We start from the raw sequence: 24,048 nt of genomic DNA on the forward strand, positions 1-24,048 counted from the left end.
CTGGAGGAGTGACACCCATGCTGGACATCGCCGACGAGTTGCACCGCTGGTCGAAGCGCGGGCGGCCGTTCGCCGTCGCCACCGTGGTCACGGTGGACGGCAGCGCGCCACGGCAGCCCGGCGCGGCGCTCGCCGTCGACTCCGACGGGGCCGCCGTCGGCAGCGTCTCCGGCGGGTGCGTGGAGGGCGCGGTCTACGAGCTGTGCCAGGAGGTGCTGGCCGCCGGGGCATCCGCCGAACCGGTGCTCCAGCGCTTCGGCTACTCCGACGAGGACGCCTTCGCCGTCGGCCTGACCTGCGGCGGCGTGATCGACATCCTCGTGGAGCGGATCGACCCGGCCACCCGGCCCGAACTGGTCCGCGCCCTGGCCGCCGCCGCGACGGGGGAACCCGCCGCGGCGGCCCGGGTGGCCGCCGGCCCGCCCGGACTGCTCGGCCGGGCCATGACCGTCACCGCCGACGGCACCGCCGAGGGCGGCTTCGGCGACCCCGGGCTGGACCGCACGGTACGCGGCCAGGCCCGCGCCATGCTGGACGCCGGACGCACCGGCACCGTGCGGATCGGGGCGGACGGCACCACCTGCGGCGAGCCGGTGACGCTGCTGGTGGAGTCGAGCGTGCCGCCGCCGCGGATGCTGGTCTTCGGGGCGATCGACTTCGCCGGCGCCCTGGTGCGGATCGGGAAGTTCCTCGGCTACCGGGTCACGCTCTGCGACGCCCGGCCGGTCTTCGCCACCCCGGCCCGCTTCCCCGAGGCCGACGAGGTCGTCGTGGAGTGGCCCCACCGCTACCTGGAACGCCAGCGGCTGGACGGCCGCGCGGTGCTCTGCGTCCTCACCCACGACGCCAAGTTCGACGTCCCGCTGCTGCAACGCGCGCTGAAGCTTCCCGTCGCCTACGTGGGCGCCATGGGCTCCCGCCGCACCCACCTGGACCGGCTGGACAAGCTGCGGGAGGCCGGCGTCACCGAGATGGAACTGGCCCGGCTGCGCTCGCCGATCGGCCTCGACCTGGGCGCCCGGACCCCGGAGGAGACGGCGCTGTCGATCGCCGCCGAGATCGTCGCCGCCCGCCGCGGCGGCTCCGGGCTGCCGCTGACCGGTTCCGGCACCCCCATCCACCACGACGCGGCGATCGGGGTCTGCCCGGCGGCCTGACGGCCCGACGGCCCCGGGCGGCCTCACCCCCGCGCCGCCCGAGGCCCTCACCCGGCCCGGTTCACCCCACCGGAACGCCCGGGTCCGCGTCCACGCTGAACCTCGGGTCGATGGTCACCTCGTGCACCCCGAGCGGCTCGGCCAGCGCCCGCAACGCCGGCGTGCCCAGCCGGATCCACGGCTGGCCGGGGCCGAACGCGTCGGCGAGCCGGTGCCGGCTGGTGAAGGCGACCACGGTGCGCACGCCCTGCGGGGTACGGCAGATCCGCAGCGCGGTGGCCGCGCGCCCGGGGCGCACCGGAACGTACAGCGAGCACTCGGCGGGCCGGACGCCCCCGGCGTCCTCGGGCCCGGATGACGGTAACGCTTCCATCGGCGTCGCCTCCTCGATGACATGGCCTCGGCAGCCCGGCCGGGGCCGGACGGTTCCTCCGCCCGGCCTCATGCCCGCTGCACGGCCCCGTCGCACCGGTCCCCGCGCTTTGTTCACACTCTGGACAACCGGGCTCCGCCTCGCTTCCGCTACGGCCGGGTGCCGCGCCCTCGTTCCTCGGGCACGACCCCCAGCCTCACGTCAGCTCGGCTCGCCCTAGGCACTCTGGACAACCGGGCTCCGCCACAGGCATGCCAGCAGCTGTTGCCTACACTCGTTGGCATGTCGTCACCCCACACCGCGGCCGGGGACGGCGCGCCGCGCCGCTCGGACCGGACCCGCGCCGCGATCCTGGACGCCGCGCGGGAACGGTTCGCCACCCAGGGCTACGAGCGCACCACCATCCGGGCGGTGGCCGCCGACGCGCGTATCGACCCGTCGATGGTGATGCGCTACTTCGGCAGCAAGGAGCGGCTCTTCGAGGCCGCGCTCGCGGTCGACCTGCGGCTGCCGGATCTCTCCGGGACCGGCCGGGACGAGCTGGCCGCCGTCCTCGTCGGGCTCTTCCTGGACCGCTGGGAGGCCGGCCCCACCCACGACACGCTGCTGATGCTGCTGCGTTCGGCGGTCACCAACGAGCGCGCGGCGGAACGGCTGCGGGCGGTCTTCGCCGCCCAGGTGGTCCCCGCGCTCACCGCCGTGCTCGGTCCCGAGGAGGGTGTGCGGCGGGCCGCGCTCCTCGCCGGCCACCTGCTGGGCCTGGCCGTCACCCGCTACCTGGTACGCCTGCCGGAGGTGGCCGCCCTCAGCCGGGACGAGGTGGTCGCGGCGCTCACCCCGGCGCTGCGCGCCACCCTGGAGGCCGACTGACCCGGCCGTCACCGCGGGGTGGTGCCGGCACCGTGATCCGTCGCACGATGGCCGCCTCGGGCGCCGCACGGCCGTCGTACGGCGCCGACGACGGGCGAGGAGGACCACGGGTGACCGACCTTTCGTATGCCGCCGGTACCGGGACCACACCACTGCTGGACGACACCATCGGGCGCAACCTGGACCGCGCGGTCGCCGCCTGGCCCGACCGCCCCGCCCTGGTGGACGCGGCCACCGGACGCCGCTGGAGCTACGCGGGCTTCGCCGCCGAGGTCGACCGGCTCGCCCGCGCCCTGCTCGCGTACGGCGTCACCAAGGGCGACCGGGTCGGCATCTGGGCCGTCAACTGCCCCGAATGGGTCTTCACCCAGTACGCCACCGCCCGGATCGGCGCCGTGCTCGTCAACGTCAACCCCGCCTACCGCACCCATGAACTCGGGTACGTGTTGCGGCAGTCGGGGGTGTCGCTGCTGATCGCCTCGACCGCGTACAAGAGCAGCGACTACGTGGCGATGGCGGCGGCGGTGCGCGAGGAGTGCCCGGGGCTGCGGCACACCGTGCACATCGGTACGGCCGGCTGGCGGGAGCTGCTGGCGGCCGGCGAGACGGTGCCCGCGGACCGGACGGCCGCGGCGCAGGCCGCGCTGGACTGCCGGGAGCCGGTCAACATCCAGTACACCTCGGGCACCACCGGCTTCCCCAAAGGCGCTACTCTCTCGCACCGCAACATCCTCAACAACGGTTACTTCGTGGGGGAGTTGCTGGGGTACACCGAGGCCGACCGGGTCTGTCTGCCGGTGCCCTTCTACCACTGCTTCGGCATGGTGATGGGAAACCTCGCCGCCACCTCGCACGGCGCCTGCGTGGTGATCCCGGCCCCGGTCTTCGACCCGGCCGCCACGCTGCGCGCGGTACGGGACGAGGGGTGCACCGCGCTGTACGGGGTGCCCACGATGTTCATCGCCGAACTCGGGCTGCCGGACTTCGCCGGGTACGACCTGTCGTCGCTGCGCACCGGGATCATGGCGGGGTCGCCGTGCCCGGTGGAGGTGATGAAGCGGGTGGTCGGCGAGATGCACATGGCGGAAGTGGCGATCTGCTACGGGATGACCGAGACCTCACCGGTGTCCACCCAGACCCGGCGCGACGACGACCTGGAGCGGCGCACCGCCACCGTCGGCCGGGTGCTGCCGCACCTGGAGGTCCGGGTGGCCGACCCGGTCACCGGCGAGACGGTGCCGCGCGGGGTTCCGGGGGAGCTGCGCACCCGCGGCTACTCGGTGATGCTCGGCTACTGGGAGGACCCCGAACGCACCGCCGAGGTGATCGACGGCGACGGCTGGATGCACACCGGCGACCTGGCGGTGATGCGCGAGGACGGCTACCTCACCATCACCGGACGCATCAAGGACATGATCATCCGGGGCGGCGAGAACGTCTACCCGCGCGAGATCGAGGAGTTCCTGCACACCCACCCCAAGATCGCCGACGTGCAGGTGGTCGGCGTCCCCGACGAGCGGTACGGGGAGGAGGTGCTGGCCTGCGTGATCCCCCGCGACCCGGCCGACCCGCCCACCTTGGAAGAGGTCACCGCCCACTGCCGCGGCCGGCTCGCCCACTTCAAGATCCCGCGGCTGCTGTGGGTGCTGGACTCCTTCCCGATGACGGTCAGCGGCAAGGTGCGCAAGGTGGAGCTGCGGGAGCGGTTCGCCGGCCCGGATCACTCCGGGCCCGGCGCAAGGTAGCGGCGGAGCACCCGCTTGCACTCGGCGATCAGCTCCGGGTCGCCCTCGGGGTCGGTGCGGAAGGCGAGTTGGAGCACGGCGTCGGCGCACTCCAGGGCGACCCGCAGGGCGAGCGGGGAGGCGAACCGCTCGCCGTCGCTGAGCAGCCCCGCGGTGAGCGTGCGCAGCCGCTCCGCCACGGCGGCGTTGTTGTCCTGGACGGCGTCGAGGATGTGCTGCTCGGCGTGGCTGCCCGGGGGGCCGACGAGCCCGAAGTCGAGCACCCCGAAGCCGGGCACCGAGCGCTTCATGGCGACGAACTCCTCGACCGCCAGGTCGACCAGGGCGGCCACCACGGTGGGCGCCTCGGCCTCGATCCGGCGGGCGAGCCGGTCCAGGTAGCGCTCCAGGTTGCGCGCGGCGAGCGCGGCCACCAGCCCGTCCTTGCCGGCGAAGAACTGGTAGAGGGTGCCGATCGGCACCCCGGCGCGGCGGGCCACCTCCCGGGTGGTCAGCGCCGAGTACCCCGCCTCGTCCAGCAGCCGGGCGCTGGCGTCCAGGATGCGTTCGAAACGTTCGAGGCTGCGCCGCTGCACGGGCCGGCGACGCAGCGCGCCCGCCACGGCCGGGAAGCTCCCGCTGGAATCTGTCACCTCCCCACTGTGCACGATCTGGTGTTCCCCTCGCGAATCGTTATCATGAGCGCGGCTCATGTTTTCCGTTCGGGGTCGCCGGACGACCCCGCGGCGAAGGGTGTCCGGGTGCCGCGACCACTGCCGACGCTCCCCTCCGACTTCGTGTGGGGCGTCTCCTCCTCGGCCTACCAGATCGAAGGGGCCACCACCGCCGACGGCCGCGGCCCCAGCGTGTGGGACACGTTCGCCGCCCGCCCCGGCGCGGTGCGCGACGGGCACACCGCCGAGACCGCCTGCGACCACTACCAGCGCTGGCCGCAGGACGTCGCCCTGCTGTCCGGCCTCGGGGTGGACGCCTACCGGTTCTCCATCGCCTGGCCCCGGGTGCTGCCCGCCGGGGGCGGCCCGGTCAACCCGGCCGGCCTCGACTTCTACGACCGGCTCACCGACGCCCTGCTCGCGGCCGGGATCACCCCGCTGCCCACGCTCTACCACTGGGACCTGCCGCAGGCGCTGGAGACCACGCCGGACGGCGCCCCCGGCGGCTGGCTGCTGCGCGACACCGCCCACCGCTTCGCCGAGTACGCGGCCGTGGTCGCCGCCCGCCTCGGCGACCGGGTCCGCGACTGGATCACCCTCAACGAGCCCTTCGTCCACATGGTCTTCGGCTACGCGCTGGGCAACCACGCCCCCGGCCACGCCCTGATGCTGGACGCGCTGCCCGCCGCCCACCACCAACTGCTCGGCCACGGGCTGGCCGCCGCCGCGCTGCGCGAGGCCGGCGGACGGGTGCTCGTCGCCAACAACTGCACCCCGGTGTCGGCGGCCACCGACGCGCCCGCCGACCGGGCCGCCGCCGACGCCTACGACGCGCTGCACAACCGGCTCTTCAACGACCCGCTGCTGCTGGGCCGTTACCCGGACCTGACGGCCTACGGGGTCACCGGCGACCTCGGCGGCGCGGTGCGCGACGGCGACCTCGCGGTGATCTCCGCCCCGCTGGACGGGCTGGGGATCAACTACTACAACCCCACCGTGGTCCGCGCCCCGGAGGTGGGCTCGCCGCTGCCGTTCGAGGAGGCGCCGCAGCCCGGGGTGGCCCGTACCGCGTTCGACTGGCCGGTGGTCCCGGAGGCCTTGCGCGACCTGCTGCTCGGGCTCACCCGTACCTACGGCGACGCGCTGCCGCCGCTGACCGTCACCGAGAACGGCTGCTCGTACCCCGGCACCGACGACCCCGAGCGCATCGCCTTCCTCGACGGCCACGTGCGCGCGGTCGCCGAGGCGGTGGCGGCCGGCGCCGACGTGCGCGGCTACTTCGTGTGGACCCTCACCGACAACTTCGAGTGGGCCGAGGGCTACCACCAGCGCTTCGGCCTGGTCCACGTCGACCACGCCACCCAGGAACGCACCCCCAAGGCCTCCTACCACTGGTACCGCGACCTGGTCGCCGCCCACCGCGGCCGACGGACATGACACAGGCTCACCTTCCCCGGGAGGCCGGCGAGGACCCGGGGCCGGGGCCGGGAACGGACCCGGGGACGGAACCGGCCGCGCCGGTCTCCGCCGCCTGGACGGCCGCGCTGAGCCTGGCCACCCTCGCCGTCTTCATGGCCTTCCTCACCCCCATCCAGATCCTGCTGCCGCTGCAACTGGCCGCCGCCGACCCGGCCGCCAAGACCACCGCGCTCTCCTGGGTCACCGGGGCCGGCGCCGGGGTGGCCATGGTCGCCAACCCCCTCTTCGGCGCCCTCAGCGACCGGACCGCCTCACGCTTCGGCCGGCGCCGCCCCTGGATCCTGGGCGGCGCCCTGGCCGGCGCCGCCGGGCTGCTGCTCACCGCGGTCCAGCACACCGTCCCCGGCATCGCGGCCGGCTGGTGCCTGGCGCAGACCGGGCTCAACGCCATGCTCGCCGCCGTCACCGCGCCGGTGGCCGACCAGGTGCCGGTCGCCCGGCGGGCGGTGGTCTCCGGCTGGACCGGGATCAGCCAGTCGGCCGGGCTGGTGGTGGGCGCCGCGCTGGTCAGCCAGGCGGTCTCCGGCGTGGTCGCCGGCTACCTGCTCACCGCCGCGGTGACCGTGGCGCTGGCGCTGCCGTACGTCCTCGGCTTCCGCGAACCGGTGCCGCCGCGCCGGGCGCTCCCCGGGCCGCTGCGCCCGGCCGCGCTGTGGGTCTCGCCGCGCCGCCACCCCGACTTCGGCTGGGCCTTCCTGACCCGGTTCCTGATCAACCTCGGCAACGCGTTCGGCACCCTGTACCTGCTGTACTACCTCACCGACGCCGTCCACCGGCCCCACCCGGACGACGGGGTGCTGGTGCTCACCGCGGTCTACACGCTGGCCGCCGCGCTCGCCGCGGTCCCGGCCGGCCTCGTCTCCGACCGCACCGGGCGCCGCCGCGCGCCGGTGGTGCTCGCCTGCGCCGTGATGGCCGCCGCCGCGCTGCTGCTGGCGCTGGTGCACACCTGGCCGGCCGCGGTCACCGCGGCGGCCGTGCTCGGCGCCGGGTTCGGCGTCTACCTCGCCGTCGACCAGGCGCTCATCACCCAGGTGCTGCCGGCCGCCGCCGACCGCGCCAAGGACCTCGGGGTGATCAACATCGCCAACTCCGCGCCCCAGGTGCTCGCCCCGGCCCTCGCCGCCCCCGTCCTCGCCCACGCCGGCGGCTACACCGGCCTGTACACGCTGGCCGCCCTGGTCACCCTCGCCGCCGGGGTACTGGTCCGCCGGATCCGTGACGTGGCGTGACGCTCGGGGACGGGACTGGTGGCCGACCGTCCCGGCACGCCAGGATGTGACACCCAGGCGCGACGAGGAGGGCACATGGCGCACAGCGCGGCGACCGAGGAGTTCCGGGCCGCCCGGGACTTCCTGCTCCGGCACCGGACGGACTACCGGGCGGCCTACGACGGCTTCCGCTGGCCCCGGCCCGAGCACTTCAACTGGGCGCTGGACTGGTTCGACCGGATCGCCGAGGGCAACGACCGCACGGCGCTGTGGATCGCCGAGGAGGACGGCACCGAGACCCGCCACTCCTTCGCCGAACTGTCCGAGCGCTCCGACCGGGTGGCCGGCTGGCTGCGCGCCCGGGGCGTGCGGGCCGGCGACCGGATCGTGGTGATGCTCGGCAACCAGAGCGAGTTGTGGCTCACCGCGCTCGCCGCGATGAAGCTGCGCGCGGTGGTGATCCCGGCCACCCCGCTGCTGGGCGCCGCCGACCTCGCCGACCGGGTCGCCCGCGGCCGGGCCCGCCACGTCATCGTGCGCGCCGCGGACACCGCCAAGTTCGCCTCGGTGCCCGGCGACTACACCCGTATCGCGGTCGGCGGCGCCCCGCAGGGGTGGCTCGCCTACGAGGACGCCCACACCGCGGGGGAGGCGTTCACCCCGGACGGGCCCACCCGCGGCGACGACCTGCTGATGCTCTACTTCACCTCGGGCACCACCGCGCTGCCCAAGCTGGTGGCGCACACCCATCTGTCGTACCCGGTGGGCCACTTGTCGACGATGTACTGGATCGGGCTGCGCCCCGGCGACACCCACCTCAACATCTCCTCGCCCGGCTGGGCCAAGCACGCCTGGAGCAGCCTGTTCGCCCCGTGGAACGCCGAGGCGACGGTCTTCGTGCACAACTACACCCGGTTCGACCCGGCCCGGCTGATGGCCGAGATGGACCGGGCCGGGGTGACCGGCTTCTGCGCGCCGCCCACGGTGTGGCGGATGTTGATCCAGGCCGACCTGACCCGGCTGGCGACGCCGCCGCGCGAGGTGGTCGCGGCCGGCGAACCGCTCAACCCGGAGGTCATCGAGCATGTCCGGCGGGCCTGGGGGGTCACCATCCGGGACGGCTTCGGGCAGACCGAGACCACCGTGCAGGTGGCCAACACCCCGGGCCAGCCGCTCAAGCCCGGGTCGATGGGGCGCCCGGTGCCCGGGTTCGCCGTCACCCTGCTCGACCCGGTCACCGGCGCCCCGGCCGACGAGGGCGAGATCTGCCTGGACCTCGCGGCGCGCCCGGTGGGGCTGATGGCCGGGTACGAGGGCGACGCCGACCGCACCGCCGAGGTCACCCGGGACGGCCACTACCACACCGGTGACATCGGCGCGGTGGACGAGGAGGGCTACGTGACCTACATCGGCCGGAGCGACGACGTCTTCAAGTCCTCCGACTACAAGATCTCCCCGTTCGAGCTGGAGAGCGCGCTGCTGGAGCACCCCGCGGTGGCCGAGGCCGCCGTGGTGCCGGCGCCGGACCCGCTGCGGCTGTCGGTGCCCAAGGCGTACGTGGTGCTGGCCGACGGGTGGGAGCCGGACGCGGCCACCGCCAAGGCGATCTTCGAGCACTCCCGGGCCGTGCTCGCCCCCTACAAGCGGGTGCGGGTGCTGGAGTTCACCGAGCTGCCCAAGACCGTCTCGGGCAAGATCCGCCGGATCGCGCTGCGTGAGCGCACCGCGTCGGGCCAGGCCGCGGGGGCGCTCTTCCGGGAGGACGAGTTGAGCTGACGATACGTCAGGTCGTGGTGGGCGGGCCGCCGATGAGGTCGTCGGCGGCGTCGTTGACCGGCTGCGGGGTGCCGGTGAGGTCCATCACGAACAGCGGTATGCCCAGCCGGTCGGCGCGGAGCCGGGCCGGGTGGGTGTAGCCGGCCAGCGAGAAGAAGGCGCCCGGCCGATCCTCGTTGAGGCAGTTGAGCCAGAGCGTCTCCACCGGACGCGGCGGGGTGGGCCGGGTGCTGGGGTCCACCTGGCCGAGCACCCGGTCGCCGCGCAGATCGACCCCGGTGGCCGCGCGGTCCTCCGCCTCGCGGATACCGGTGAACCCCAGCCACCGCAGATACTGGGCGGCGGCCGTCACCGCGTCCCGGGCGGTGCGGATGGTGACCGGGGTGAACGGCGGACGCACCGGGGCCGCGGCGGTGGCCTTCCGCCGCGCCCCGCCGCCCTTCGGCCCGGCCGGACGCGGGGCGCCGGTGTCCACCGGGACGCGCAGCACCGTGCCGCAGGAGCAGCCGAGTTCGGGCTGGGGCCAGTCGTCGGCGCGCCCGCACGCCGGGCAGCGCAGCCGGACCCACGAACCCCGCCAGGTGCGCTGCTCGATCCGGGTCGGCACCCCGCCGCGCAGCACCGGCACCGTCAGCGGGGCGCCGCACGGGCACGGGAAGACCGGCGGGGTGAACGCGTGCTCACGGCGGCACGCCGGGCAGCGTACGGGCACGCTCTCGGCCATGGCGACTCCCGACGGATCGAACCGCAACCGGTGGCTTACGTACTCCATGCTGCCACGGGCCACCGCGGTCACCCCGGGAAACGGACACGCGCGGGGAGGACGGAAGGGCCCGGAGGCGGCTGCCTCCGGGCCCTCGTCACGTCCGCGCCGTTGCTGTCTCCACCCCTCAGAAGAGAAAGTGCGACGCGGACGGGTCCGGGTGCCCGCCTCAGCTCTCACGCAGCTCGCGGACGGCGGCCTCCACGCGCTTGCCGTACTCCGGGTCGGCGGCGTGGAAGTGGGCGAGGTTGGCCTCGATCACGTCGTCCCGGGTCACCTGCGCCAGGCTCCCGGCGATGTTGGCGACGAGCCGGGACCTCTCCTCCGCGGACATCAGCCGGTACAACTCGCCGGCCTGGAAGAAGTCGTCGTCCTTGGTGTGCTGCGGGGTGGCGTGGGTGCCGGTGTGGCCGGAGACCTCCAGCGGCGCGAAGAGCGGGCGGCCGGTCTCCACCGGGCCGTCGTAGGAGTTGGGCTCGTAGTTCTTGGCGCCCCGGCCCTGCGGGTTGAGCGCCATGAGGCCGTCGCGGCCGTAGTTGTTGGCCTCGGTCGCCTTCGGCGCGTTGACCGGCAGCTGGGTGTGGTTGACGCCGAGCCGGTAGCGGTGGGCGTCGGCGTAGGCGAAGAGCCGGCCCTGGAGCATCTTGTCCGGGGAGGGGCCGATGCCGGGCACGAAGTTGTTGGGCGAGAAGGCGGACTGCTCGACCTCGGCGAAGACGTTGTCCGGGTTGCGGTCGAGCACCAGCCGGCCCACCCGTCGCAGCGGGTAGTCCGCGTGCGGCCACACCTTGGTCAGGTCGAACGGGTTGAAGCGGTACTGCGCCGCCTCGGCGACCGGCATCAGCTGCACGTACAGCGTCCAGGAGGGCTTGACGCCGCGCTCGATCGCCTGGACCAGGTCGCGCTGGTGGCTGTCCGGGTCCTGGCCGGCCAGCTCGGCGGCCTGCTCGGTGGACAGGCACCGGATGCCCTGGTTGGTCTTGAAGTGGTACTTGACCCAGAACGCCTCGCCGGCCTCGTTGACCCACTGGTAGGTGTGGGAGCCGAAGCCGTCCATGTGGCGGTAGGAGGCCGGGATGCCGCGGTCGCCGAAGAGCCAGGTGATCTGGTGGGTGGCCTCCGGGGCGTGCGCCCAGAAGTCCCAGACGTTGTCCGGCTCGGTGATGCCGGTGAACGGGTCGCGCTTCTGCGAGTGGATGAAGTCGGGGAACTTCAGCGGGTCCTTGATGAAGAAGACCGGGGTGTTGTTGCCGACGAGGTCGTAGTTGCCCTCCTCGGTGTAGAACTTCACCGCGAAGCCGCGCGGGTCGCGCACCGCGTCGGCGGCGCCGAGGTTGCCGGCCACCGTGGAGAAGCGCAGGAAGACCTCGGTGCGCTTGCCGACGGTGTTCAGGAACGCGGCCTTGGTGAAGCCGGTGACGTCGTCGGTGACCTCGAAGTGGCCGTGGGCGCCGGAACCGCGCGCGTGGACCACCCGCTCCGGGATGCGCTCGCGGTTGAAGCGGGCCAGCTTCTCCAGCAGATGCTGGTCCTGGAGGAGCAGCGGGCCGCCGATGCCTGCGGTGGCGGAGTTCTGGTTGTCGGCGACCGGGGCGCCGGACTCGGTGGTCAGCGTGGGCTTGGGCATGACGACCTTCCGTTACTTCTGCGAAGCGGGAGCGCGAAGCCTGCGCGGGTGGGGCGTGTGCCGGACACTACGAACGGCTTCAACAAAGTGTCAATGGTTGCAAAGTGTCAATGGTTCCGCCCGGCGGCCCGCTTTGGGCGCGACAGGACAGGTCAGCGGGCCGCCGGACGGAGCAGGGGGAGGCGGTTACGCCTCGGGAAGGGGCTCGAACTCCTTGACCGCGTCGATCGCCGGACCGTGCGGGGTGTTGGCCTCGCGCTCGATCATGATCTCCACCAGCACCGGTCGCCGGGTGGTCTCGGCCTGCTTGCGGGCCCACTCGATGCTGGAGCGGATGTCCGCCGGGTCCAGCACCCGGGTGCCCGAGCAGCCGTACGCCTCCATGATCTTGACGTTGTCCGAGCCGTACTCGTCGTAGTGGATGTCCACCTGGTAGTTCATGTCGAACGGGATGGACGCCTGGCGGATCAGGCCCAGGTACTCGTTGTTGAGCATGATGATGACGTACGGCACGTTGTACTGCGCCGCGACCGCCAGCTCCTCGACCATGTACTGGAAGCCGTAGTCGCCGACGATGCCGACGACCTCGTTGTCCTTGCCCGCGTTGACCAGCGCCTTCTTCACGCCGATCGCCGCCGGGATCTCCCAGCCGAGCGGGCCGGCCTGGCCGCAGATCTGGTAGTGCCGCGGCCGGTACGCCTTCTGGTGCTGGCCGCCCCAGATCTGGTACAGGCCGATGGCGGTGACGAAGTAGGTGTCCTCGCCGAAGACCTCGTTGATCTCCTTGTAGACCCGCGGCGCCTTGATGGGGACGTCGTCGAAGTCCTCCCGGCGGGTCAGCGTGGTCCGCAACTCCCGCACCCGGCGCACCCAGGCGCCGTCCTCGCGCTCCAGGCCGCGGGCCCTGGCCGCCTCGATCAGCGCCCGCAGGAAGAGCCGGGCGTCCGAGACGATGCCCAGGTCCGGCTCGAAGACCTTGCCGAGCTGGGTGGGTTCGATGTCGACGTGGATGAACTTGCGGTCGCCGCGGTAGGTGTCGAGCGCCCCGGTGTGGCGGTCGCCGAACCGGGCGCCGACCGCCAGCACGGTGTCCGACTCCAGGAACGAGGCGTTGCCGTACCGCTGCGAGGTCTGCACGCCGGTCATCCCCGCGTACAGCTCGTGGTCCTCACGGATGGCGCCCTTGCCCATCAAGGTCACCTGCACCGGGACGCGCAGCAGCTCGGCGAGTTCGGTGACCTCGTCCGCCGCCTCGGCGATGATCACCCCGCCGCCGGCCAGGATCAGCGGCTTTTCGGCGGCCAGCAGCAGGTCCAACGCGGCCTCGACGCGCGGGAGATGGGGCTTGACGCTCTCCACCGCCAGCGGCGCGTCGGTCTGCGGGTCGTACCAGATCTCCTTCTGCGCGACGTCGATCGGGATGTCCACCAGCACCGGGCCGGGGCGGCCGGAACGGGCGATGCGGAACGCCTCCCGGAAGATCCACGGCGCCTGGGCGGCCTCCTTGATCTGCACCGCCCACTTGGTGACCGGCCGGGCGATCTCCACGATGTCCACCGCCTGGAACGCCTCCTGGTGGAGCTTGGTGGAGGCCGCCTGGCCGGTGACGCAGATGATCGGCACCGAGTCGGCGATGGCGGTGTAGAGCCCGGTGATCATGTTGGTGCCGGCCGGCCCCGAGGTGCCGATGGCCACGCCCACCTTGCCGGTGGTACGGGCCCAGCCGTCCGCCATGTGGGTCGCGCCCTCTTCGTGACGCACCGTCAGGTGTTCCACGCCGCCCACCGTCTCCATCGCCTTGTACAGCGGCAGGATGGCGGCGCCGGGGCAGCCGTAGGCGATGTCGACGCCTTCGGACTTCAGGACGTGGACGACCGCCTCCATGGCGGGCATCTTGCGAGCGGTCATTTTCAGTCCTCGACCTTCAGTCCGGAGAGGCGTTCGACACCGCGCAGCAGCGCGGAGTGGTCCAGGCCGCCGTCGCCCTGCGCGCGCAGGGCGGCGACCAGGTTGGCCACGACGGCGCCGACCGGCAGCGCGGCGCCGACGTTGCGGGCGGCGTCGGTGACGATGCCCATGTCCTTGTGGTGCAGGTCGATCCGGAAGCCGGGCCGGAAGTCGCGGTTGAGGAAGTTGTCCTTCTTGCGGGTGAGCACGGTGGAGCCGGCCAGCCCGCCGTTCAGGACCTCCAGCGCGGCGGCCAGGTCCACCCCGGACTTCTCCAGGAAGACCACGGCCTCGGCGCACGCCTGGATGTTGACGGCGACGATGAGCTGGTTGGCGGCCTTGACCGTCTGGCCGGAGCCGTGCGGACCGCACAGCACGATGGTCCGGCCGAGCGCCTGGAGGATCGGCAGGGCGGCGTCGAAGTCGGCGCGCTCACCGCCGACCATGATCGACAGCACCGCCTCGATGGCGCCGGCCTCACCGCCGGAGACCGGGGCGTCCAGCACCCGGATCCCCTTCTCCCCGGCGGCCTTGGCCAGGTCCACCGAGGTCTGCGGGGTGATCGAGGACATGTCGATCAGCAGGGTGCCGGGGCGGGCGTTGGCCAGGATGCCCTCGGGGCCGTAGGCGACCGCCTCGACCTGCGGGGAGGCGGGCACCATGGTGATCACCACGTCGGCCTCCCGGACCGCCTCGGCGATCGAGGCGGCGGGGGTGCCGCCGGCCGCGGCGAGCCGGTCGAGCTTGGCCTGCTCCAAGGTGTAGCCGGTGACCTGGTAGCCGGCCTTGATCAGGTTCTCCGCCATGGGGGAGCCCATGATGCCCAGGCCGATCCAGGCGATCTTCGGAAGAGCGTTGCTCATGAGGTTCGGTGTCCTTCGTCGAACGTCGCGTACGTGGCGGGGGCGGGGCGGGGCGGCGCGGGGTCAGCGCCGGGCGGCGCGCAGCGGGGCCGGCAGCCACTCGAAGGCGTCGGCGCTGGGCCCGGACGGCTTGTACTCCAGGCCCACCCAGCCGTCGTAACCGGCCTTCTGCAGGCGGGTGACGAGCGCTTCGAGGTCGAGGGCGCCGGTGCCCGGGGCGCCCCGGCCGGGGTTGTCGGCGATCTGGACGTGGGCCGTGCGGTCGGTGTAGCGGTCGATGACCTCGGTCAGGTCCTCGCCGTTCATCGACAGGTGGTACAGGTCCATCAGGAACCTGGCGTTGTCCAGCCCGGTGGCGTCGTTGACCCGGTCCACGATCTCGATCGCCTTGTCGGCGCTGACGATCGGGCACCTGGGCGACTCGGGCGCGTTGAGCGCCTCGATCAGCAGGACGGCGCCGACGCGGTGGGCGGCGCGGGCGGCCAGCTGGAGGTTCTCCAGCGCCAGCTCGTCCTGGTCCTTCGGGTCGACGCCGTCCACCCGGTTGCCGTAGAGGGCGTTGAGCGCGGTGCACCCCAGCGACCGCGCGAAGTCGGCTGCCACGTCGATGTTGGCGCGGAAGCGGTCGGACTCGGCGCCGGGCACCGACAGCGCCCCGCGGTCGGGGCCGGGCAGCTGGCCGGCGTAGAAGTTGAGGCCCACCAGCTGGGTGCCCGCGGCGTTCAGCGCGTCGCGCAGGGCGTCCAGCCGGGCCTGGTCCGGGGTGGCCGTCTCGATCCAGGGCCACCACAGCTCCACCGCGGTGAACCCCGCCGCGGCTGCCGCCGCGGGGCGCTCCAGCAGGGGCACTTCGGTGAACAGGATCGACAGGTTCACGTCGAAACGCGCGTCAGAGAAACCCACCGGGCCGCTCCCCTTTCCAGGATGTGCCGTCGCCGTCCGCCACGGCGGTGCTTCCGCGGTGCGCCGGCGACCGCCTGGCGCTTGCGTCGAGATTATTTCGTATCGCGGAACTTCGTTTCTGCGTATTGGAAGATTGGACGAGGTGATGAGCCGCTGTCAAGTGGGGGATGCCGGGAGGGGTCCGCGAGCGGCTAGGTTGACCTCGTGCGATTGAGGGTTGAGTTCACGACGGAGCCGTTCGATCTGGACGAGGCGCCGCGGCACGCGGTGGTGGCCCGGGAGGTGGTGCAGACGGCGGACCTCGACGCGGTGGACGTGGGCCCGTTCGGCAACACCGCCGAGGGCTCCGCGCCGGCCGTGCTGGACGCCGTCCGCGACCTGCTGGCGCGCTCCCTCCAGGCCGGGGCGACCCGGATCTCGCTCCAGGTCAACGTGGTCGGCGAGGGCGGTGCGGGCGACGGCGACGAGCCGGCCCGCGGCGGCCCCGGCGCGCCGGGTGAGGAGGGCCGGTCGTGACCGAGGCCGCCGGCCACCCCTTCGTCGACGCCATCAAACCGCTGGTGGACGCCATGGGCGGGGAACTGGTCCCGCCCGGCCGGGCCCGCGGTGACGACGTGGTGCTCAGCTGGGAGGGGGCCGAGGTGGTGGCGGTGCGCCTGCCGCACCTGGCCGACTCCCTCGACCACATCCTGGCCGACCTGGAGCGCCGCCAGGGCAGACCCCTGGCCGAACTGGACCGCAAGGACAAGCAGACCGTGGTGCGCATCCTGGAGGAACGCGGCGCCTTCTCGGTGCGCCACGGCGTGGAGACCGTGGCCTCCGCGCTCGGCGTCAGCCGGTTCACCGTGTACAACTACCTGAACCGGGAGAACGCCGCCAAGGGCGAGCGCTGACCGCTTCCGATCGGCTGTGTCGAGGCCGCCACCGGGTCGTGTCCCGGTGGCGGCCTCCGTGTTTCAGAAAGTTCAACAAAGTGTTGACGCGTCGTGTCACGGGCATCTAGCTTTCCGGCAAGCCCGTACAGCGCAGGCCCCGGAGGCCGCAGATGTCCACTCGTATCCCAGCGGGGCTCGCCCGCTTCAACTCCGCCGACGGTGACGAAGCCGGGCGCGTCCTGCGCGAGGTGTGCACCTCGGCCGCGTGGGCCGCGGCCCTGATCGCGGGCCGTCCGTACGCCTCCACCGAGGCGCTGCTCGACGCCAGCGACACCGCGATGCGCGAGCTGACCGCGGACGACCTGCGCGAGGCCATGGCCGGCCATCCGCCGATCGGCCGCCCCAAGCCCGGCGACCCGGTCTCCGCCCGCGAACAGCGCGGCATGGCCGGCGCCTCCGAGCAACTCAAGGCCGAACTGCTCGAACTCAACCTGGCCTACCAGGAGAAGTTCGGACACGTCTTCCTCATCTGCGCCACCGGCGCCACCGGCGAGCAGATGCGCGACGCGGCCAGGGCCCGCCTCGCCAACCCGGCGGAACGGGAACGGGAGATCGTCCGCACCGAACTGGGGAAGATCAACCGGATACGGCTGACCCGCCTCGCGGAAGGAGACCCGTCATGACCGGCACCTCGGTGTCCACGCACATCCTGGACACCAGCATCGGCCGCCCCGCCGAGGGCGTCGCCGTGGAACTCGCGGTACGCGCCGGCGACGCCGGCTGGACCGGCCACGGCGCGTCGAAGACCGACTCCGACGGGCGCTGCAAGGATCTGCCGGCGCTGCCGGACGGCACCACCCACGTACGGCTCCACTTCGCGGTCGAGCCGTACTTCGCAACCACCAGGCAAGCCGAGGAACAGCAGGACGCCCCCCGCGCAAGGGACAGCGACGCTTTCTTCCCGGAGGTGGCGATCGTCTTCGCCGTCAAACCGGGTGAGCACTACCACGTGCCGCTGCTGCTCAACCCGTTCGGCTACTCCGTTTACCGAGGGAGCTAGCACCGACATGACCACCGTTCTCGGGCAGAATCAGTACGGCAAGGCGGAGAACCGCGTCGTCAGGATCACGCGGGACGGCGACACCCACCACATCAAGGACCTCAACGTCTCGGTCGCCCTCTCCGGCGACATGGACGACGTCCACTACTCGGGCAGCAACGCCAACGTACTGCCCACCGACACCACCAAGAACACCGTCTTCGCCTTCGCGAAGGAGTACGGGATCGAGTCGGCCGAGCAGTTCGGCATCCACCTCGCCCGCCACTTCGTCACCAGCCAGGAACCCATCAAGCGGGCCCGCATCCGCGTCGAGGAGTACTCCTGGGAGCGCATCGACACCTCCGAGGACAACTCCCGCTTCATCGGCTCCGACGAGGTCCGGCACTCCTTCGTCCGCAAGGGCCAGGAGACGCGCACCGCCCAGATCACCTTCGACGGGCAGCGGTGGGAGGTGCTCACCGGCCTGAAGGACCTGACCGTGCTCAACTCCACCAGCTCGGAGTTCTGGGGGTACGTCAAGGACAAGTACACCACCTTGAAGGAGGACTACGACCGCATCCTCGCCACCGACGTCACCGCCTGGTGGCGGCACAACTGGACCAGCGACGAGGAGCGGATGCCGAACTGGGAACGCTCCTACGCCCAGGCCCGCAAGCACATCCTCCAGGCGTTCGCCGAGACCTACAGCCTCTCGCTCCAGCAGACGCTGTACCAGATGGGCTCCCGGGTCATCAACAGCCGCCCGGAGATCGACGAGATCCGCTTCTCGCTGCCCAACAAGCACCACTTCCTGGTCGACCTAGAACCGTTCGACCTCAAGAACGACCGCGAGGTCTACTTCGCCGCCGACCGTCCCTACGGCCTGATCGAGGCCACCGTGCTGCGGGACGGCGCGCAGGCCCGGATCCCGTTCGACATGACCAACCTCTGACCGCCGACGCGGTCACCCCCGACGCGTGCGCCGGCGTCGACGCCCGGGAGCAGGGTTCCCGCTCCCGGGCCCGGGGAGAGCGGGGGCATCTGCGCAACGACTCGCCGTAACACCGGGGAAACCGCCGTGGGGCAGGATCCCGCGCACGATCCGGTGGGACGAGCACAACGGGCCCGGTCGTCACCCCGCTCGACCCCCGGGCCCGTCCGACCAAGGGAAGATTCGAGGAACCACCATGGCAGCACCGCGCATCGTCATCGAGAACTGCGCCATCGCCACCGTGGACGCCACTGACACCGAGTACGCCTCGGGCCACGTCGTCATCGCGGGCAACCGCATCGAGTCGGTGGGCGCCGGCCCCGCCCCGGCCGGCCTGACCGACGTCGTCCGGCGGATCGACGCCGCCGGCCATCTGCTCACCCCGGGCCTGGTCAACACCCACCACCACTTCTACCAGTGGATCACCCGCGGACTCGCCCAGGACTGCAACCTGTTCGACTGGCTGGTCACCCTCTACCCGGTGTGGGCGCGCATCGACGAGGAGATGGTGTACGCCGCGGCGCAGGGGTCGCTGGCCGCGCTGGCGCTCTCCGGTGTCACCACCGCCATGGACCACCACTACGTCTTCCCGCGCGGCTGCGGTGACCTGCTCGGCGCCGAGATCCGCGCCGCCGCCGAGATGGGGGTGCGCTTCTCGCCCACCCGTGGCTCGATGGACCGCGGCGAGTCCGACGGGGGGCTGCCGCCGGACTTCGCGGTGGAGTCGACCGAGGACGCCCTCGCCGCCACCGAGGAGGCCGTCGACCGCTGGCACGACCCCTCCTTCGACTCCATGCTGCGTATCGGGGTGGCCCCCTGCTCGCCCTTCTCGGTCACCACCGACCTGCTGCGCGAGGCCGCCGTGCTCGCCCGCCGCAAGGGGGTACGGCTGCACACCCACGGCAGCGAGACGGTGGAGGAGGAGAAGTTCTGCCACGAGCTGTTCGGCATGGGCCCCACCGACTACCTGGAGTCCACCGGCTGGCTCGGCCCCGACGTGTGGATGGCGCACTGCGTCCACATGAACGACTCCGACATCACCAAGTTCGGCGAGACCGGCACCGGGGTGGCCCACTGCCCGTCCTCCAACGCCCGGCTGGCGGCCGGCATCGCCCGCGTCCCCGACATGATCGCGGCCGGGGTCCCGGTCGGCCTCGGGGTGGACGGCACCGCCTCCAACGAGTCCGGCGAACTCGGCACCGAACTGCGCAACGCCCTGCTGATCAACCGCCTCGGCCCGCACCGCCAGCACGCCCTCGACGTCCGCGGGGCGCTGCGGCTGGGCACCATGGGCGGCGCCCGGGTGCTCGGCCGGGATCGGGAGATCGGCTCCGTCGAACCCGGCAAGCTCGCCGACCTCGCGCTGTGGAAGGTCGACGGCTTCCTGCACTCCTCCATCGCCGACCCGGTGGCCGCGCTCGTGCTCGGCGCCGCCGCCCCGCTGACGCTGCTGCTGGTGAACGGCGAGCCGGTGGTGGAAGGCGGCCACCTGGTCAACGTCGACGAGGACGCCGTGGCGCGCACCACCCGCGTCCAGGCCCGCCGGCTCGCGCGGATCGCCGGGGTGGCCGGCTGACGGCCCGCCCAGCGCGTCCGGGCTGACGAAACGCCGCAAGGGCGCCGACGAGTCCCCGGCCGGGGAGGACGGTCCCCGGCCGGCCGCGCCGCCCTCGTGCCGGATGGTCACGGCACGGGGGCGGCGCACCCTTAACTCCCCCCGCACCCCTCGCCTTCGTCCCCTGCTCCACCCCCTCCGCACGAACCGCACCACCTCCCTGAAACCCGCGCAACAAGGCGTGTTAACCGACAGGAGGAGCACCGTGCCCGCCAGCCCGGCTCCCGCCCCGCAGACAGCCCCCGCCACCGCGCAGCCACCGCAGCGGCACCCGGTGGACCAGGTCCTTCCCCCCGTCAGACTCTTCACCAGCGGACTCCAGCACGTCGCCGCGATGTACGCGGGCGTGGTCGCCCCGCCGCTGGTCATCGGCAAGGCGGTCGGCCTGTCCGCCACCGAGCTGACCTTCCTGGTCGGCGCCTCGCTGTTCACCGCCGGCCTCGCCACCCTGCTGCAGACCATCGGGTTCTGGAAGGTCGGCGCCCGGCTGCCGTTCGTCAACGGCGTCTCGTTCGCCGGGGTGGCCCCCATGGTGGCCATCGCCGACTCCACCGACCACCGCGACAGCCTCCCGGTGATGTTCGGCGCGGTGATCGTCGCCGGGGCGCTCGGCTTCGTGGCCGCCCCCTACTTCAGCAAACTGGTCCGGTTCTTCCCACCGGTGGTCACCGGCTCGGTGATCACGCTGATCGGGGTCTCGCTGCTGCCGGTGGCGATCGGCTGGATCGCCGGCAACGACCCGGCGCACCCGGCCGCCGGACTGTCCGACATCGCGCTGGCGGCGATCACGCTGGTGGTGGTGCTGGCGCTGCGCCGGCTGCTGACCGGCTTCCTCCAGCAGATCGCGGTGCTCATCGGGCTGGTGGTGGGGACCGTCATCGCCGTCCCGTTCGGCAAGACCGACTTCACCCCGATCACCAAGGCCTCCGTGATCGGCTTCCCCACCCCGTTCCACTTCGGCGCCCCGCAGTTCCAGATCCCGGCGATCGTCTCGATGTGCATCGTGATGCTGGTCTGCCTGACCGAGTCGACCGCCGACATCCTCGCGCTCGGCAAGGTGGTGGAGAAACCCGCCGACGAGGCCACGCTCGCCGCCGGGCTGCGCGCCGACACCCTGGGAAGCGCGATCAGCCCGCTCTTCAACGGCTTCGCCAACAGCGCCTTCGCGCAGAACATCGGGCTGGTGGCGATCACCCGGGTACGCAGCCGGTTCGTGGTGGCCGCGGGCGGGATGCTCCTCATCGTGATGGGGCTGTGTCCGGTCCTCGCCTCGCTGATCGCCCTGGTGCCCGGCCCCGTTCTCGGCGGCGCGGGCATCGTGCTGTTCGGCACGGTCGCCGCCAGCGGGGTCAAGACGCTGGCCGAGGCCGACCTCGACGACGGCAACAACCTGCTCGTCATGGGGGTGGCGCTGGGCGTCGGGATCATCCCGATCGTCGCCGAGCACTTCTACGACGGCATCGACCCGCGGTTGCAGATCGTGCTGAAGTCCGGCATCAGCACCGGCTGCCTGGTGGCCGTGGTGCTCAACCTCCTCTTCAACCACCTCGGCCGCAAGCGGGCGTTGCCGGACGGCGCCGAGCAGGCCGAGGCGCTCGCCGAAGCGGTGCCGTCCTCCCGCGAGACCGTTGAGCTGACGTAGCGTCAACCGCCATGACAAGGGCCCGCCTTCCCGGGGAAGGCGGGCCCTTTCACCGTGTGGGCCGGGTCAGTCCAGCAGCTCGTAGGCGGGCAGGGTGAGGAAGTCGACGTAGGTCTCGTCCAGCGACACCTGGAGCAGCAGGTCGTGCGCGCGCTGCCAGGAGCCGGCGGCGAACGCCTGCTCGCCCGACTCGGCCCGGATGGCGGCCAGTTCGGCGGCGGCCACCTCGCGCACCAGCTCGGCGGTGACCTTCTCGCCGTTGTCCAGGACGACCCCGGCGTCGATCCACTGCCAGATCTGCGAGCGGGAGATCTCCGCGGTGGCGGCGTCCTCCATCAGGTTGAAGATGGCGACCGCGCCCAGCCCGCGCAGCCACGCCTCGATGTAGCGGATGCCCACCTGGACGGCGTTGCGCAGCCCCTCGAAGGTCGGCTTCGCCTCCAGCGAGTCCACCGCCAGCAGCTGGTCGGCGGTGACGTCCACCTCCTCGCGCAACCGGTCCTTCTGGTGCGGGCGTTCGCCCAGCACCGCGTCGAAGGCGGCCCGGGCCACCGGCACCAGGTCGGGGTGGGCCACCCACGAGCCGTCGAACCCGTCCCCGGCCTCGCGCTCCTTGTCGGCCCTGACCTTCTCCAAAGCCTTGGCGTTGACCTCCGGGTCGCGCCGGGACGGGATGAACGCGGCCATCCCGCCGATGGCGTGGGCGCCGCGCTTGTGGCAGGTGCGCACCAGCAGCTCGGTGTAGGCGCGCATGAACGGGGCGGTCATGGTCACCGCGTTGCGGTCCGGCAGGACGAACTTCTCACCGGCGTCCCGGAAGTTCTTCACGATGGAGAACAGGTAGTCCCAGCGCCCGGCGTTGAGGCCGGCGGCGTGGTCGCGCAGTTCGTAGAGGATCTCCTCCATCTCGAACGCCGCGGTGATCGTCTCGATCAGCACGGTGGCCCGGATGGTGCCCTGCGGGATGCCCAGCTGGTCCTGGGCGAAGACGAAGACGTCGTTCCACAGCCGGGCTTCCAGGTACGACTCGGTCTTGGGCAGGTAGAAGTAGGGGCCCTTGTCCTTGGCCAGCAGCCGGCGCGCGTTGTGGAAGAAGTACAGGCCGAAGTCGACCAGGGCGCCGGGCACCGGCTCGCCGTCCACGGTCAGATGGCGTTCGTCCAGGTGCCAGCCGCGGGGCCGCATCACCACGGTGGCCAGCTCGGCGTCGTCCTTGAGGGCGTAGCTCTTGCCCTCGGGGGTGGTGAAGTCGATCCGGCGCTCGTAGGCGTCGATCAGGTTGATCTGGCCGGAGACCACGTTGTGCCAGGTGGGCGCGGAGGCGTCCTCGAAGTCGGCGAGCCAGACCCGGGCGCCGGAGTTGAGGGCGTTGACGGTCATCTTGCGGTCGGTGGGGCCGGTGATCTCCACCCGCCGGTCCTCCAGCGCGGCCGGCGCCGGGGCCACCCGCCAGTCGCCGGAGCGGACGTCGGCGGTCTCGGGGCGGAAGTCCAGGGTGCCGGTGCGGGCGATCTCGGCCCGGCGCTCCTTGCGGCGGGCCAGCAGTTCGGCGCGGCGCGGCGCGAACCGGCGGTGCAGCCCGGCGAGGAACGCCAGCGCCTCGTCGGTCAGCACCTCCCGCGACCGGGGGACGGGCGGCGCACCGTCGGCGACGACGGCCGGCGGGGAGGAAGCGGCTTCGGACATGGCTGTCACTCCTTCACGCGCGCCCTTGTGCGGTGGGCGGCGCGGCGGCGGCACGGCGTGCCGCGGATGGCTGGGTACGGCGACCAAGCCTCGGCGCGGTGTGCGGACGCGCCGATGGCTTCTGCTGGGTGGAGCATAGTTTCTGCATGGTGGAAGATCAACGGTTTGTGGCACGCAGTGCAGGGCCCGGGAAGCCCCCGTTCCCGGCCGCCGGACCGGGGCCGGCCAGGAGCCGCAGGTCGGCGGGTGTGTCGATGTCGTCGGGGGCCGCGATGTCCGCGCACTCCACGAGTGTGATGTCGCTCTCGTGCTCGCGCAGGTACCCCCGGGCGCCCTGATCGCCCTCGGCCCGGTCGGCGACGGCCGCCCAGCGGCCGGCCCCGAGCACCACCGGGTGGCCCCGCCGGCCCTGGTAGGCGGCGGCGGTCAGCGTCCCCGGGGTGACCCCGGCGGCCAGCAGCCGCGCCACCGCCCGGGCGCCGATGCCGGGCTGGTCGACCAGCGACACCACCACCGCCGTCGCCCCGGTGCCGGCCAGCGAGAGCAGTCCGGCCCGCAGCGAAGTGCCCATCCCCGCGGCCCAGTCGGGGTTCTCCACCAGCAGGCAGCCGCCGAGCCCGGCGGCCCGCCGCCGCACCTCGCCGGCCGCCGCGCCCAGCACCACGTGCACCGGGTCGCAGCCGCCCGCGCGCAGCGCGCCCGCCGCGTGCTCCACCAGCAGCCCGCCGCCGTACTCCAGCAGCGCCTTGGGGCGTCCGCCGAGCCGCCGGCCGCCGCCGGCCGCCAGCACCAGCCCGGCCGCCGTGGGTTCCATGGGTTCGTCCATGCCCCCT

General features: G+C 72.7%; 22 protein-coding genes. 13 read left to right on the top strand and 9 right to left on the bottom strand.

The window, feature by feature from the left end:
* Positions 1–17 precede the first annotated feature (17 nt).
* Positions 18–1,157 (top strand): XdhC family protein, encoded by a 1,140-nt coding sequence (locus SCATT_RS22515; RefSeq protein WP_014145466.1) that lies wholly within the window; start codon positions 18–20, stop codon positions 1,155–1,157.
* 61 nt (positions 1,158–1,218) lie between these two features.
* On the opposite strand, the gene SCATT_RS22520 is transcribed toward SCATT_RS22515, so the two are convergent.
* Positions 1,219–1,530 (bottom strand): SAV_915 family protein, encoded by a 312-nt coding sequence (locus SCATT_RS22520; RefSeq protein ID WP_014145467.1) that lies wholly within the window; start codon positions 1,528–1,530, stop codon positions 1,219–1,221.
* 282 nt (positions 1,531–1,812) lie between these two features.
* On the opposite strand from SCATT_RS22520, the gene SCATT_RS22525 reads away from it, so the two are divergent.
* Together SCATT_RS22525 and SCATT_RS22530 are read left to right on the top strand one after the other, a co-directional pair.
* The gene (locus SCATT_RS22525) at positions 1,813–2,400 is read left to right on the top strand and encodes a TetR/AcrR family transcriptional regulator (protein ID WP_014145468.1); all 588 of its coding nucleotides are present in this window, start codon (positions 1,813–1,815) and stop codon (positions 2,398–2,400) included.
* Positions 2,401–2,510: 110 nt separating this feature from the next.
* Complete coding sequence (locus SCATT_RS22530; RefSeq protein ID WP_014145469.1) at positions 2,511–4,145, top strand: AMP-binding protein; 1,635 nt, start codon at positions 2,511–2,513, stop codon at positions 4,143–4,145.
* On the opposite strand, the gene SCATT_RS22535 is transcribed toward SCATT_RS22530, so the two are convergent.
* Positions 4,121–4,747: a TetR/AcrR family transcriptional regulator gene (locus tag SCATT_RS22535; protein WP_014145470.1), complete on the bottom strand. Its 627-nt coding sequence runs from the start codon at positions 4,745–4,747 to the stop codon at positions 4,121–4,123. The genes SCATT_RS22530 and SCATT_RS22535 overlap by 25 nt on opposite strands.
* Before the next feature lie 138 nt (positions 4,748–4,885).
* Between SCATT_RS22535 and SCATT_RS22540 the strand changes: the two genes are divergently transcribed.
* The 3 genes from SCATT_RS22540 to SCATT_RS22550 all read left to right on the top strand — a co-directional run bounded on the left by SCATT_RS22540 (position 4,886) and on the right by SCATT_RS22550 (position 9,264).
* Entirely contained in the window at positions 4,886–6,235 is a 1,350-nt protein-coding gene (locus SCATT_RS22540; RefSeq protein WP_014145471.1) for a GH1 family beta-glucosidase, read from the top strand.
* On the top strand, positions 6,232–7,509 hold the full coding sequence (locus SCATT_RS22545) for an MFS transporter (protein ID WP_014145472.1): 1,278 nt from the start codon (positions 6,232–6,234) through the stop codon (positions 7,507–7,509). The genes SCATT_RS22540 and SCATT_RS22545 overlap by 4 nt, the downstream gene beginning before the upstream one ends.
* A gap of 75 nt (positions 7,510–7,584) precedes the next feature.
* Complete coding sequence (locus SCATT_RS22550) at positions 7,585–9,264, top strand: AMP-binding protein (RefSeq protein ID WP_014145473.1); 1,680 nt, start codon at positions 7,585–7,587, stop codon at positions 9,262–9,264.
* A 7-nt stretch (positions 9,265–9,271) separates the two neighbouring features.
* On the opposite strand, the gene SCATT_RS22555 is transcribed toward SCATT_RS22550, so the two are convergent.
* The 5 genes from SCATT_RS22555 to SCATT_RS22575 form a co-directional block, all read right to left on the bottom strand.
* Positions 9,272–9,988: a hypothetical protein gene (locus SCATT_RS22555; protein ID WP_014145474.1), complete on the bottom strand. Its 717-nt coding sequence runs from the start codon at positions 9,986–9,988 to the stop codon at positions 9,272–9,274.
* A gap of 208 nt (positions 9,989–10,196) precedes the next feature.
* Positions 10,197–11,654 (bottom strand): catalase, encoded by a 1,458-nt coding sequence (locus SCATT_RS22560; protein WP_014145475.1) that lies wholly within the window; start codon positions 11,652–11,654, stop codon positions 10,197–10,199.
* A 186-nt stretch (positions 11,655–11,840) separates the two neighbouring features.
* Entirely contained in the window at positions 11,841–13,562 is a 1,722-nt protein-coding gene (gene gcl, locus SCATT_RS22565; RefSeq protein WP_014628532.1) for a glyoxylate carboligase, read from the bottom strand.
* Positions 13,563–13,564: 2 nt separating this feature from the next.
* Complete coding sequence (locus SCATT_RS22570; RefSeq protein WP_014145477.1) at positions 13,565–14,464, bottom strand: 2-hydroxy-3-oxopropionate reductase; 900 nt, start codon at positions 14,462–14,464, stop codon at positions 13,565–13,567.
* Between the two features lie 63 nt (positions 14,465–14,527).
* The gene (locus tag SCATT_RS22575) at positions 14,528–15,367 is read right to left on the bottom strand and encodes a TIM barrel protein (protein ID WP_014145478.1); all 840 of its coding nucleotides are present in this window, start codon (positions 15,365–15,367) and stop codon (positions 14,528–14,530) included.
* Positions 15,368–15,571: 204 nt separating this feature from the next.
* On the opposite strand from SCATT_RS22575, the gene SCATT_RS22580 reads away from it, so the two are divergent.
* From SCATT_RS22580 to SCATT_RS22610, 7 genes are all read left to right on the top strand, one after another.
* Positions 15,572–15,883, top strand: coding sequence for a hypothetical protein (locus SCATT_RS22580; RefSeq protein WP_014145479.1), 312 nt, complete (start codon positions 15,572–15,574; stop codon positions 15,881–15,883).
* Complete coding sequence (locus SCATT_RS22585) at positions 15,880–16,260, top strand: helix-turn-helix domain-containing protein (protein WP_014145480.1); 381 nt, start codon at positions 15,880–15,882, stop codon at positions 16,258–16,260. Before SCATT_RS22580 ends, SCATT_RS22585 begins: the two co-directional genes overlap by 4 nt.
* Before the next feature lie 152 nt (positions 16,261–16,412).
* The gene (uraD, locus tag SCATT_RS22590; protein ID WP_014145481.1) at positions 16,413–16,925 is read left to right on the top strand and encodes a 2-oxo-4-hydroxy-4-carboxy-5-ureidoimidazoline decarboxylase; all 513 of its coding nucleotides are present in this window, start codon (positions 16,413–16,415) and stop codon (positions 16,923–16,925) included.
* Positions 16,922–17,302 (top strand): hydroxyisourate hydrolase, encoded by a 381-nt coding sequence (gene uraH / locus SCATT_RS22595; RefSeq protein WP_014145482.1) that lies wholly within the window; start codon positions 16,922–16,924, stop codon positions 17,300–17,302. The genes uraD and uraH overlap by 4 nt, the downstream gene beginning before the upstream one ends.
* 7 nt (positions 17,303–17,309) lie before the next feature.
* Complete coding sequence (gene pucL, locus SCATT_RS22600; protein ID WP_014145483.1) at positions 17,310–18,233, top strand: factor-independent urate hydroxylase; 924 nt, start codon at positions 17,310–17,312, stop codon at positions 18,231–18,233.
* Between the two features lie 235 nt (positions 18,234–18,468).
* Complete coding sequence (locus SCATT_RS22605) at positions 18,469–19,848, top strand: 8-oxoguanine deaminase (protein ID WP_014145484.1); 1,380 nt, start codon at positions 18,469–18,471, stop codon at positions 19,846–19,848.
* A gap of 244 nt (positions 19,849–20,092) precedes the next feature.
* Entirely contained in the window at positions 20,093–21,529 is a 1,437-nt protein-coding gene (locus tag SCATT_RS22610; RefSeq protein ID WP_014145485.1) for a nucleobase:cation symporter-2 family protein, read from the top strand.
* Between the two features lie 66 nt (positions 21,530–21,595).
* Here SCATT_RS22610 and aceB read toward each other — a convergent pair whose 3' ends face one another.
* Both aceB and SCATT_RS22620 read right to left on the bottom strand, forming a co-directional pair.
* Positions 21,596–23,215: a malate synthase A gene (gene aceB / locus SCATT_RS22615; protein ID WP_014145486.1), complete on the bottom strand. Its 1,620-nt coding sequence runs from the start codon at positions 23,213–23,215 to the stop codon at positions 21,596–21,598.
* A 157-nt stretch (positions 23,216–23,372) separates the two neighbouring features.
* Complete coding sequence (locus SCATT_RS22620) at positions 23,373–24,041, bottom strand: nucleotidyltransferase family protein (RefSeq protein ID WP_014145487.1); 669 nt, start codon at positions 24,039–24,041, stop codon at positions 23,373–23,375.
* Positions 24,042–24,048: the final 7 nt, after the last annotated feature.

Source organism: Streptantibioticus cattleyicolor NRRL 8057 = DSM 46488 (assembly GCF_000240165.1).
Classification (GTDB): Bacteria; Actinomycetota; Actinomycetes; order Streptomycetales; family Streptomycetaceae; genus Streptantibioticus; species Streptantibioticus cattleyicolor.